This window comes from Pantoea agglomerans NBRC 102470 (genome assembly GCF_001598475.1).
Classification (GTDB): Bacteria; Pseudomonadota; Gammaproteobacteria; order Enterobacterales; family Enterobacteriaceae; genus Pantoea; species Pantoea agglomerans.
On sequence record NZ_BCZA01000002.1, the window covers coordinates 27,713 to 39,849 of the forward strand.

The window sequence follows — 12,137 nt, forward strand, 5'->3', positions numbered from 1 at the left end:
TAACCTGATAACAAACACCAAACAATAATTCCTACTATAAAAAGCCTGCACTCAATATGAAATTTAAACGCCAAATCAAACCCTATCGCGCGGCAGCGGGCGGCTGGGGTTCACTGGAAGCCACCACGCGTTTCGTTCTTGACAGCAAAGCGGCCCTGAAAAATATGCGCAACCTGATGCGCATGAACAAAGCACGCGGTTTTGACTGTCCGGGCTGCGCCTGGGGTGATGACAATAAAAGTACCTTCAGCTTCTGCGAGAACGGCGCCAAAGCGGTGACCTGGGAAGCGACACGCCGGATGGTCGACACCGACTTTTTCGCCAAACACAGCGTGACCACGCTCTATACCCAGAGTGACTACTTCCTGGAGTATCAGGGACGTCTGACCCATCCGCTGCGCTACAACGCGGAAACCGATCACTACGAACCCATTAGCTGGGATGATGCATTTGCGCTGATCGCGCAGCACATCAAGGCGATGGATCATCCGGATCAGATGGAACTCTACACCTCTGGCCGCGCCAGCAATGAAGCCTCCTGGCTCTATCAGCTGTTTGGTCGCCTGATGGGGACCAATAACTTCCCTGACTGCTCCAATATGTGCCACGAAGCCAGCGGCACCGGCCTGAAGCGCAGCATTGGCGTCGGTAAAGGCACCATTCGTCTGGATGATTTCGACCATGCAGATGCCATTTTTGTCTTCGGTCAGAATCCCGGCACTAACCATCCGCGTATGCTGCACAGCCTGCGTCACGCTGCCGATCACGGTGCGAAAATCGTCACCTTTAATACTCTGCGTGAACGCGGTCTGGAACGTTTTGCCGATCCGCAGAAACCGCTGGAAGTGGTAACCTCGAGAGCGGGTAACATCAGCTCCTCCTATTACCAGCCGAACCTGGGCGGTGATATGGCAGCGGTGCGCGGCATGGTGAAATCCCTGCTGGAAACCCACCGCGCGCGTCTGGCGGCTGGCGAAAGCGGCCTGTTCGATCAGACCTTTATCAATGCCAAAACCAACGGCATTGAGGCGTATCTCGAGGCTGTGGATAACACCAGCTGGATGCAGATTGTGGCGCAGTCGGGCCTGACGCAGGCGCAGATCCGTGAAGCCGCGGCGATCTACCAGAGCGCTGACCGGGTGATCTGTACCTGGGCGATGGGCATCACCCAGCACAAACACTCTGTCGACACGGTGCGCGAGATCACCAACCTGCAGCTGCTGTTTGGCCAGCTGGGCAAAAAAGGCGCAGGCCTCTGCCCGGTTCGTGGTCACAGTAATGTGCAGGGCAACCGCACCATGGGCATCGATGAGAAACCGGCGAAAGCCTTCCTGGATGCGCTGGGGAATCATTTCAATTTCGAGCCCCCGCGTGCGGCAGGCCACAACACCGTGGAAGCGCTGAACGCGATGCTGCGCGATGAAGTGAAAGTGCTGATCGCGCTGGGTGGCAACCTGGCGGCGGCGGCACCTGACTCACCTCGCACCGAAGAGGCGATGTCACGCTGTGGTCTGACCGTGCATATCAGCACCAAACTGAACCGCAGCCATCTGGTGCCAGGTCACGAAGGGCTGATTCTGCCGACGCTGGGCCGCACCGAGCGCGATCTGCAGGCCACCGGCAATCAGTTTATTACCGTGGAAGACTCCTTCAGCATGGTGCACGCCTCTGAAGGGATCGGTATTCCGCTGGCGGAAACGCAGCGTTCTGAGACCTGGATTGTTGCCGGTATCGCCGAGGCGGTGCTGGGTGATGAAAAAGTGAAATGGCGCGAGCTGGCGGGTGATTACAACCTGATCCGTGAGCACATAGCCGCGACGATTCCGGGCTTTGCCGACTTTAACGCCAAATGTGACATCCCGGGCGGTTTCTATCTGGGCAACGCAGCAGCCGAGTTGCGCTTCAATACGCCGAGCCAGAAAGCGGAGTTCAACGCCTCGGCGCTGCCGACCTCACTGTTCCCGAATCTTGATCAGGACGTGCCTTTTACCCTGCAGACACTGCGTTCGCACGACCAGTACAACACCACCATTTACGGCCTCGATGACCGTTACCGTGGCGTGTTTGGTCAGCGTGAAGTGGTGTTCATCAACCCGGACGATATGGCAGACCTGGGCTTTACCGAAGGCCAGAATGTCGATATCGAAACGCTGTGGAATGATGGCATTACCCGTCGCGTCAGCGGATTCAAACTGGTTCCCTACAATATTCCGCGCGGTAACCTGGCGGCCTATTATCCGGAAACCAACCCGCTGGTGCCGCTGAACAGCTTTGGTGATGACAGTGGTACACCGACCTCAAAATCGGTGCCGGTGAAGCTGGAACTCTCTGAGGCACTGGCCGATCAGCGCATCGCCTGACAGCCCTTTCACTCCCCCCCAAAAAGCCGGCTCGTCCGGCTTTTTGCCTTGCCGCGCGACGTCGATTCGCGTAAAACTGTCAGCCGCAATCAGCCAACGAAACGTAAAAATTATGTTCCAGGATAACCCGCTGCTCGCGCAGCTGAAAGAGAAGCTCCATTCGCAAACGCCTCGTGCTGAAGGCGTCGTAAAAGGCACTGAAAAAGGCTTCGGCTTTCTGGAAGTCGATGCGCAAAAAAGTTACTTCATTCCGCCACCGCAGATGAAGAAAGTGATGCACGGCGATCGCATCACCGCCGTGATCCACAGCGATAAAGATCGCGAAAGCGCTGAGCCGGAAACCCTGGTTGAGCCGTTCCTGAGCCGCTTTGTTGGCCGGGTACAGAAGAAAGACGATCGCCTGTCAATTGTGCCGGATCATCCCCTGCTGAAGGATGCGATCCAGTGTCGCCCTGCGCGCGATGTCAGCCATGAGTTTGAAAATGGTGACTGGGCCGTGGCGGAGATGCGTCGCCATCCGCTAAAAGGCGATCGCGGCTTTTATGCCGAACTTACCGATTTTATTGTCAAAGCTGATGACCATCTGGCGCCGTGGTGGGTGACGCTGTCGCGTCATAACCTTGAGCGTGAAGCGCCCGATGTCAGTTTTGGCGAGATGCTGGATGAAAATCTGACGCGTGAAGATCTGACCGCGCTGGATTTCGTTACCATCGACAGCGCCAGCACCCAGGATATGGATGATGCGCTTTTTGCGGAAGCCCTGGACGATGGCGCCCTGCGTCTGACTATCGCTATCGCCGACCCTACCGCCTATGTGCCGGAAGGCAGTCAGCTCGATAAGCTGGCGGCGCAGCGTGCGTTTACCAACTACCTGCCGGGCTTTAACATCCCGATGCTGCCGCGCGAACTCTCTGATGATGTCTGCTCGCTGCGTCCGAATGTGCGCCGTCCGGCCCTGGCCTGCCGCGTGACCGTGGCAGCCGATGGCAGTTTAGGTGATGACGTTGAGTTCTTTGCCGCCTGGATCGAATCCAAAGCCAAGCTGGCGTATGACGACGTCTCTGACTGGCTGGAAAACAGCGGCGCATGGCAGCCGGAAAGTGAGGCGATTGCTGAACAGATTCGCCTGCTGCATCGCCTCTGCCTGGCGCGCAGCGAATGGCGTCAGACCCACGCGCTGGTGTTTAAAGATCGCCCGGATTACCGCTTCCTGCTGGGTGAAAAAGGTGAAGTGCTGGAGATTGTGGCTGAACCGCGCCGCATCGCTAACCGCATTGTCGAAGAGTCTATGATTCTGGCCAACGTCTGCGCGGCGAAAGTGCTGCGTGACCGTCTCGGTTTTGGTATCTACAACGTCCATGCCGGTTTCGATGCCACCAATGCTGAACAGGCCGCGGCCGTGCTGGCCAACCATGGTATTACCGTGGATGCGCAGGCGATCACTACGCTGGAAGGTTTCCGCGTGCTGCGTCGTGAGCTTGATGCCCAGCCAACCCAGTTCCTCGACAGCCGGATCCGTCGCTTCCAGACCTTCGCTGAGATCAGCACCGAGCCTGGCCCGCACTTTGGCCTGGGACTTGAGGCTTACGCCACATGGACCTCACCGATTCGTAAGTTCGGCGACATGGTCAACCATCGTCTGCTGAAAGCGATTATTCGCGGTGAGCAGATCGCTCGTCCGGATGATGCGCTGACGGTGACGATGAGTGAGCGCCGCCGCCTGAACCGCATGGCGGAACGTGATGTTGGCGACTGGCTCTACGCCCGTTATCTGGCACCGTTTGCAGCAACCGACCGTCGCTTCAGCGCCGAAATTATCGATGTGTCCCGTGGTGGCATGCGTGTTCGCCTGCTGGAGTTTGGCGCGGTCGCCTTTATCCCGGCGCCGTTCATTCACGCGGTGCGTGATGAGCTGGTCTGCAGCCAGGAAAATGGCAGCGTTCAGATCAAAGGCGAAGTGGTTTACCGTGTGACCGATGTGATTGATGTCACTATCACCGAAGTCCGCATGGAAACCCGCAGCGTCGTGGCGCGTCCCGCCGTCTGAGTAGTAATGTTCTGAGCAGTCAATCGGGCGGGATAACTCCGGTTATCCCGCCTGTTTCCGCCCCGCCCGCATTGCAAAAAAGTTAAATTTGTACCCCGCTTCACACTTCTCCACTGATTAACTTTCACTTACATTCCATTACATTAAGTTTGACTCGTTGTTTTCGATCGCTTTCCTCTCGGTCCTAACAAGGAGTTAGTCATGAAAAACGTCAAAACCAGTGTGATCTGGTTAGTGGTGGCGTTAATCGGCGCGGGCGCTTTCGCCATGCTGGCCCTCAGCCGCGGCGAACACGTCAACGCAGTCTGGCTGGTGATAGCCGCTGTCGCCTGTTACAGCATCGCTTATCGCTTCTACAGCCTGTTTATCGCCCGCAATATTTTCGAACTGGACGACCGCCGGATGACGCCTGCTGAGCGGCTGAGCGACGGGCTCGATTATGTCCCGACCAATAAATGGGTGCTGTTTGGTCACCACTTTGCGGCTATTGCCGGTGCCGGCCCGCTGGTGGGTCCGATTCTGGCGGCGCAGATGGGCTTTCTGCCGGGCACCATCTGGATCCTGGTCGGGGTGATGCTGGCGGGTGCGGTACAGGATTTCCTGATCCTGTTTATCTCAACCCGTCGTGATGGCCGTTCACTGGGCGAGATGGCGCGGCAGGAGCTGGGTGCGTTTGCCGGTGTGGTGACCATGCTCGGCGCGCTGGGCGTCATGATCATTATTCTGTCGGCGCTGGCGCTGGTGGTGGTCAAGGCGCTGGCGAACAGTCCGTGGGGACTGTTTACCATCGCGGCCACCATTCCGATTGCGCTGTTTATGGGCGTCTACATGCGCTTTATCCGGCCCGGTAAAATCGCCGAAGTTTCACTGATTGGCTTTGTGCTGATGATGGCGGCGATTATCTATGGTGGTGACGTAGCCCAGCATCCTTACTGGGGGCCCTTCTTTACCCTGAAAGGCACCTCACTGACCTGGGTGCTGGTGATCTACGGCTTTATTGCCTCCGTGCTGCCGGTCTGGCTGCTGCTGGCTCCGCGTGACTACCTTTCGACCTTTCTTAAAATCGGCGTGATTGTCGGGCTGGCGGTGGGGATTGTCTTTGCCATGCCAGAGATGAAAATGCCGGCGGTCACCAAATTTATCGACGGTACCGGCCCGGTCTTCTCCGGCGCGATGTTCCCGTTCCTGTTTATTACTATTGCCTGCGGCGCCATCTCCGGCTTCCATGCGCTGGTTTCCAGCGGCACCACGCCAAAACTGGTGGAGCGGGAAAGTCATATCCGCTTTATTGGCTATGGCGCGATGCTGATGGAATCCTTTGTGGCGATCATGGCGCTGATTTGTGCCTCGGTGCTCGATCCGGGCGTCTACTTTGCCATGAACTCCCCGGCTGCGCTGATTGGTACCACCGTTGAAAGCGCCTCTCAGGTAATCAACGGCTGGGGCTTTGTCGTCACGCCGGAAATGCTGAGCGGCATCGCTCGTGACGTGGGTGAAGGCTCGATCCTGTCCCGCGCAGGCGGCGCGCCAACCTTCGCGGTGGGGATGGCCCACATCATTACCGAGATCTTTAACAGCCGGGCGATGATGGCGTTCTGGTATCACTTCGCCATCCTGTTTGAAGCGCTGTTCATTCTGACGGCGGTCGATGCCGGTACCCGCGCCTGCCGCTTTATGGTGCAGGATCTGGTGGGCACCGTGGTGCCTTCTATGGCGAATAACCGCTCCTGGCTGGGCAATATGGCCGGCACGACCGTGGCGGTGGCGGGCTGGGGCTTCTTTGTCTATCAGGGCGTGGTCGATCCGCTCGGCGGCATTAACACTCTGTGGCCGCTGTTTGGTATCGGCAATCAGATGCTGGCGTCCATGGCGCTGATCCTCGGCACCGTGGTGCTGTTCAAAATGAAAAAGCAGCGTTACGCCTGGGTGACTATCCTGCCAACTGTCTGGCTGTTTATCACCTCGATGACTGCCGGCTGGCAGAAAATCTTCCATGAAAAACCGTCGATTGGCTTCCTGGCGCAGGCGAATAAGTTCCGCAAAGGGCTGGATGAAGGGGTGATCATCGCCCCGGCAAAAAGCGTGGCGGATATGCAGACCATCGTCTTCAGCAATCAGATTAACGCGGCCCTGTGCGCCTTCTTTATGCTGGTGGCGGTCACGATGCTGATCTCTGCGTTCTTTGTCATTCGCCGGGCGCTGCGCAGCGATCTTCCTACTACGCATGAGTCCGTTGTGACGCTGCGCAACAAGGAGGTGCGTCATGTCTGATGCTATTCATCAGTCCCGGCGTCCGCAGGGAGAGTGGCAGATTATCCGCTGCCAGCCTGCCGCCGCCCCACAGCCACAAACATTCAGCTGGCGGGGATTCTGGCGCGGCCTGCAACAGTGTTTTCGCTTAATGGTCGGGGTGCAGGATTATCAAAAATATCTGCAGCATATGCGACTCCATCATCCCGATCAGCCGCCGATGAATGAGCGCGATTTCCACCGTTATTGTCTGGATGCCCGCTTCCCCAGCCAGGCAGGCAAACTGGGTAAATGTCCCTGCTGACCGCACTAAACAGCCCCGCACCGTCGGGGCTTTTTTGTGCCATTCTTATCTGGATGGGAAAATATATTCGGTTTGCATCTTGTGCTGGCGTCAGATGATGAATACTGTTGCTAAAATAATGAGATAACGCCTGCAGAGCACTTCCCGGAGGAAGTTTCCATGACCGATGAACAAGGGCAAACGTTGTTGTACACCCTTTTCGGTACAACCAGCCCTCATTGGCGTCTGACCGCGGACAGCGATGCGTTGCATTTTGCCGAAGATGAGTCGTCACAAACTAATATCGCCCTGCCGTTAACCCCCGGCCAGGCAGCCATGATACGCGCGATGCCGGTCATCACTTCAAGCATCAATCTGACCATGACGCTGCAGGGCATTGATGTTCCGATGCATTTTGTCGGACGCAAAGTGAACCAGGCGACCTGGGCAGGAACCGCTTCTGCCTGGGGCGATACCTCAGCGGTCGCCCGCGACTTAACCCTGGGTCTTTCATTCGCCGAACAGGTGGTTTCTGAAGCCAACTCGGTGATTGTGATCCTCGATCAGCGCGGCAATATTCAGCGTTTTAACCGTCTTAGTGAAGAATACACCGGTCTGAATGAGCATGAGGTTATCGGCCGTAACGTCTTTCAGCTCTTTATGACCAAACAGGAGGCCTCTCAGTCACGACGCAACATTGCGGGCTTCTTCCGTGACGGTAACTCCTATGAGGTGGAGCGCTGGGTTAAAACCAAAAAAGGTCAGCGACTGTTTCTGTTTCGTAATAAGTTTGTTCACAGCGGCAGTGGCAAAAATGAAATTTTCCTCATCTGTTCTGGCACCGACATAACCGAGGAGCGACGCGCCCAGGAACGCCTCCGGGTGCTGGCAAACACCGATACGGTGACCGGTTTGCCTAATCGCAACGCAATTCATCAACAGATTAGCCTGGCGCTGGAGCGATCTGAGCGCGATGAGACCGGCGTGGTCTATCTCGATCTCGATAATTTCAAAAAAGTGAACGACGCATACGGTCATATGTTCGGCGATCAGTTACTGCAGGCGGTCTCACTGGCGATTCTTAGCTGTCTGGGTAAAGACCAGACTCTGGGCCGGCTGGGTGGCGATGAGTTTGTGGTGCTGGCTGAGCACACCAGCCAGGCTGCGCTGGAGGCGATGTCCTCCCGCATTCTTGAGCGCCTGCGTCAGCCTTTCCGTATCGGACTAATCGAAGTGTACAGCGGCTGCTCTATCGGGATCGCTTTCGCGCCGCTGCATGGTGAAGATCGCGAGAGCCTTATTCGCAATGCTGACACCGCGATGTATCACGCCAAAGAGAACGGTCGTGGCAAGTTCTGTGTCTTCGCGGCAGAGATGAACCAGCGGGTCTTTGAGTACCTGTGGCTGGACACCAATCTGCGTAAGGCGCTGGAGCTGGATCACCTGCTGGTGCATTACCAGCCGAAAATCGACAGTGATGGTGAAGTCCGCAGCGCCGAAGCGCTGGTACGCTGGAACTCACCCGAGCGCGGCCTGGTCTCCCCTGCTGATTTCATTCCCTATGCCGAAGAGTCGGGACTGATTGTGCCGCTGGGACGCTGGGTCATGCTCAATGTGCTGAAACAGATTATCGTCTGGCGCCAGCAGGGCATTTTTCTGCGCGTCGCCGTCAACGTGTCGGCACGTCAGCTGATTGATCAAAGCATCTATACTGACCTGAAACAGGCGCTGCATGAGGCGAATATCACCGACTGTCCTATCGATATTGAGCTCACAGAAAGCTGCCTGATTGAGAATGAAGCTGAAGCCCTGCGGCTGATGAAGCAGTTTCAGGAGCTGGGCGCACAGGTTCATCTGGATGACTTCGGCACGGGTTACTCATCGCTTTCTCAGCTCGCACGTGTGCCGATCAATGCCATCAAGCTCGACCAAAGCTTTATCCGCGATATTAATAAACAGCCCGTCTCACAATCGCTGGTACGAGCTATCGTCGCCGTCGCCAAGGCGCTCGATTTGCAGGTGATTGCAGAGGGTATTGAGACCCCGGATGAAGAGAAGTTTGTCCTTAACAGTGGTGTTGATGGGCGTCAGGGCTACTACTACGCAAAACCAATGCCCGCGGAACAGTTTGGGCATTGGCTGGCTAAGCATCCTGCCCGCGTTTAACGCTAATTCAGATTAACCCGCTTTACGCAGTGATGCGCTGTGGCGGTTTTGTAACTGAACCAGGCGTTCCATGTAAGCAATGTCTTTAGGTTCGATGGTAAAGGCGTAATCGACCCAATCTTCGGTAATATCCATCAGCTCAGCGCGTGACAATTGCAGCACGCGCTGACGCGCTTTCAGCATTGCCCGCACGCCGTTGAGTTTAGGACGTAACGTATCGATAAAGGTGCGGGTGGCGCGGTAACTGTCGCCAGGCTGGAAGACTTTATCCACCAGTCCGCGCGTTTCATACCACTCTGCGCTGTGGGACTCCCCTTCACAAATTAACTCCTCTGCCAGTTTCATGCCGGAACGACGCGCGACCAGTGAGTAGCCGCCCATGCCGGGAAAGAGGTTAAAAGCAATTTCCGGAAAGCCCATCCGCGCGTTGTTCTGCGCCAGAATGAAGTGATGCGCCAGCGCCGCTTCGAATCCGCCGCCTAAGGCACTGCCCTCAATCATCGCCAGCGTCACCGCGCCGGTATCAAACCCCCGTGCTGCCGAATGGATGCAGTCAACGCAGGCACGGGCATAGGCCCGCAGCGCCTCACGGCGGTTATTGCGAATGCACTCGACAAAGAAGCGCAGATCGCCACCGGCGTTGAACATCTGTGGCACCAGAGAGCCGGTAACCCAGAAGTCGATCGGCAGACCGGAACGCTGAGCGGCGTAGCTCAGATTCATGATCTCCTCAATCAGTTCATGGTTGAAGCTCGGACGGGGCTGTGCACGCAACATCATCCACATAGTACGACGTCCTTCTTCGTAATAGGCGACTAACTGCGTGGTGTTGCCGACTTCGGTAAATAATCTGCACGTTGCTTGGTTAATAACTGTCATTGTCTCATCCTCTGTTTATATTTGATGCGTTAAATACGCCACATCAGCGTAATGCAGAGTGAGGCCAGACCAAATGAGAGATTGATTTACAACACAAAATCCAGAGAGATCCCCGACTCGCGCGTCGGGGATTGATTAGGCGGGTTACTTAATAGCGGCACGCTGCTCCACGGCAACATGAAGACGCTTAACACGTTTTGAATAGATGGCCGTGATGATCGGCACCAGCACGGAGGTCACAATCACGGAGGTCGCCACCAGCGCCGTTGCAGCAGGGGCAATCGGTTTAAACTGCGGCAGCATTTCGGCAATCAGCACCGGTGTCGCCACCGCTGCGCCTGCCGTACTGGATGCAGCTATGCCAGCCGTGCCATCCCCGCCCCCAATCAGTCGATCGGTCAGAATGAGTGGGATACCGGTAATGATGATCACCGACACGCCCAGCATGATGCCCAGCAGTCCGGTTTCCGCAATGACACCCAGGTTAATGGTGTTACCCAGAGCAAAGGCGAAGAAAGGAATCAGCGTATGGACCGCTTTTCCGAAGAAGTCGCGCAGCTCCGGATCAAGATTCCCTAATGCAAATCCCACAATAAACGGCAGGACCGCCCCCACAAACACGTGCGGCTCGAATGAGGCGATGCCGGCGGTGCCCAGGATAACCATGGTCATTAATGGCCCGGACTCCAGAGACATCAGCACAAACGCACCGGCCTCCTCTTTGGAACCATATTGCTGCATGATCGAGGCATAAAGGCCGCCATTGGTCATATCCATGGCAGCCACCAGCGCCAGCGTCGATAACCCGGCAAACATCCCTACTTCTACGCCATTCTCCGGCATCACCCGAGAGGCGATGGCAGCTACAACCCAGGCGACGGCAATCTTGGTAAGCACCAGCGTGCCCGATTTACGCAGTACCGTCCCGGTGGCGCTGAGTTTAATCGACGCGCCCATACAGAAAAACCAGACGGCCAGAATGGGCACCGTGCCGGTCATCAGGCCGTTGGTGAAAGAACCGAAATATTTTCCGGCGCCTGGAGAAAACGTATGACAGAGTGCGCCGATAAAGAGCGGAATGAGCATCATACCGCCCGGAATTTTGTCTATTGCACGTTTGATATGCATATGGATGTCACCTTTGCTATGCCAGAGGGTGGAGCAGGAAGTGCCCGAAGGCGATGCAAGCAAAGTAGTGACTTGAGGTAATCAAAACAGTGATCGCCCCGATAAAATGAAACGCTGTTTTATTTTTAATGACGTGTTGTTTTGATAACTATGATGGAGATCGCCATACCAGTCTCAGATGAGACTAAAAAAACGGGACGCCATCGCGTCCCGCTCGCTATTTTTGCCCGTACCAGGCGTTCTCGCCATGCTTTCGCAGGTAGTGCAGGTCAAGCAGTGTCTGGTTAATCGGCGGCAGATTAGCGGTCAGCTGCTGGCTGAACAGGCCCATATACGCCACCTCCTCCAGCACAACCGCGCTGTGCACCGCAGCATGAGCGTCTTTCCCCCAGGCAAACGGGCCATGAGAGTTGACCAGTACCGCCGGGATCGCCGAAGGAGACAACCCACGTTGCGCAAAAGTCTCGATAATCACCTCACCGGTGTTCCACTCGTAGTCGTGCTGAATCTCTTCATTGCGCATCGACCGGGTACAGGGGATCTCACCATAGAAGTCATCGGCGTGGGTGGTTCCCCAGGCAGGAATCGGTCGTCCTGCCTGGGCCCAGATGGTCGCATGCCGCGAATGGGTATGGACAATGCCACCCACCTCCGGCCAGGCGAGGTAAAGCGCGCGGTGTGTCGCCGTGTCCGAGGAGGGGCGTTTATCCCCTTCCACCACGTCGCCACTCGCCAGATCGACCACGACCATGTCGTCGCGCTTCATCACTTCATAGCGCACGCCGGAAGGTTTAATAACCAGCAAACCCTGTTCGCGATCAACAGCGCTGACATTGCCCCAGGTGAAGGTCACCAGGTTGTATTTGGGTAGATCCAGATTCGCTTCCAGAACCTGTTGTTTCAGGTGTTCCAGCATCTATTTTCTCCTGCTGACAATCGTCCCTGAATTTTGCGGAGTCGGACGCGAAAGAGTTATGGAGCAAATGGCTATAAACGCAGAAGGAATGGCTGTGAATGCAAAAAT

The 12,137-nt window shown here is 56.3% G+C and carries 8 protein-coding genes; 5 read left to right on the plus strand and 3 right to left on the minus strand.

Going from position 1 to position 12,137, the window contains the following annotated elements; genetic code table 11:
* Positions 1-56 precede the first annotated feature (56 nt).
* From PAG01S_RS03730 to pdeR, 5 genes are all read left to right on the plus strand, one after another.
* Positions 57-2,360 (plus strand): FdhF/YdeP family oxidoreductase, encoded by a 2,304-nt coding sequence (locus PAG01S_RS03730; protein ID WP_062757758.1) that lies wholly within the window; start codon positions 57-59, stop codon positions 2,358-2,360.
* Positions 2,361-2,472: 112 nt separating this feature from the next.
* Entirely contained in the window at positions 2,473-4,407 is a 1,935-nt protein-coding gene (locus PAG01S_RS03735; RefSeq protein WP_062757760.1) for an exoribonuclease II, read from the plus strand.
* 201 nt (positions 4,408-4,608) lie between these two features.
* Positions 4,609-6,678 (plus strand): carbon starvation CstA family protein, encoded by a 2,070-nt coding sequence (locus PAG01S_RS03740; protein ID WP_062757762.1) that lies wholly within the window; start codon positions 4,609-4,611, stop codon positions 6,676-6,678.
* A complete protein-coding gene (locus tag PAG01S_RS03745) occupies positions 6,671-6,961 on the plus strand; it encodes a YbdD/YjiX family protein (RefSeq protein WP_010670244.1) in 291 nt (96 codons plus the stop codon). Before PAG01S_RS03740 ends, PAG01S_RS03745 begins: the two co-directional genes overlap by 8 nt.
* A 159-nt stretch (positions 6,962-7,120) precedes the next feature.
* Entirely contained in the window at positions 7,121-9,106 is a 1,986-nt protein-coding gene (pdeR, locus tag PAG01S_RS03750) for a cyclic di-GMP phosphodiesterase (RefSeq protein WP_010244518.1), read from the plus strand.
* A gap of 12 nt (positions 9,107-9,118) precedes the next feature.
* On the opposite strand, the gene PAG01S_RS03755 is transcribed toward pdeR, so the two are convergent.
* The 3 genes from PAG01S_RS03755 to araD form a co-directional block, all read right to left on the minus strand.
* On the minus strand, positions 9,119-9,985 hold the full coding sequence (locus PAG01S_RS03755; protein ID WP_003853843.1) for a crotonase/enoyl-CoA hydratase family protein: 867 nt from the start codon (positions 9,983-9,985) through the stop codon (positions 9,119-9,121).
* Positions 9,986-10,129: 144 nt separating this feature from the next.
* Positions 10,130-11,113 (minus strand): 2-keto-3-deoxygluconate transporter, encoded by a 984-nt coding sequence (gene kdgT / locus PAG01S_RS03760; protein WP_010244511.1) that lies wholly within the window; start codon positions 11,111-11,113, stop codon positions 10,130-10,132.
* Between the two features lie 217 nt (positions 11,114-11,330).
* Positions 11,331-12,029, minus strand: a complete 699-nt coding sequence (gene araD / locus PAG01S_RS03765; RefSeq protein ID WP_010244508.1) for an L-ribulose-5-phosphate 4-epimerase — start codon at positions 12,027-12,029, stop codon at positions 11,331-11,333.
* Positions 12,030-12,137: the final 108 nt, after the last annotated feature.

Excerpts from the sequence above, each read along its gene's own strand:
- pdeR (WP_010244518.1), top strand. The coding sequence starts at position 7,121 with ATGACCGATGAACAAGGGCAAACGTTGTTGTACACCCTTTTCGGTACA.
- PAG01S_RS03755 (WP_003853843.1), bottom strand. The coding sequence starts at position 9,985 with ATGACAGTTATTAACCAAGCAACGTGCAGATTATTTACCGAAGTCGGC.
- PAG01S_RS03745 (WP_010670244.1), top strand. The coding sequence starts at position 6,671 with ATGTCTGATGCTATTCATCAGTCCCGGCGTCCGCAGGGAGAGTGGCAG.
- PAG01S_RS03730 (WP_062757758.1), top strand. The coding sequence starts at position 57 with ATGAAATTTAAACGCCAAATCAAACCCTATCGCGCGGCAGCGGGCGGC.
- araD (WP_010244508.1), bottom strand. The coding sequence starts at position 12,029 with ATGCTGGAACACCTGAAACAACAGGTTCTGGAAGCGAATCTGGATCTA.
- PAG01S_RS03735 (WP_062757760.1), top strand. The coding sequence starts at position 2,473 with ATGTTCCAGGATAACCCGCTGCTCGCGCAGCTGAAAGAGAAGCTCCAT.
- PAG01S_RS03740 (WP_062757762.1), top strand. The coding sequence starts at position 4,609 with ATGAAAAACGTCAAAACCAGTGTGATCTGGTTAGTGGTGGCGTTAATC.
- kdgT (WP_010244511.1), bottom strand. The coding sequence starts at position 11,113 with ATGCATATCAAACGTGCAATAGACAAAATTCCGGGCGGTATGATGCTC.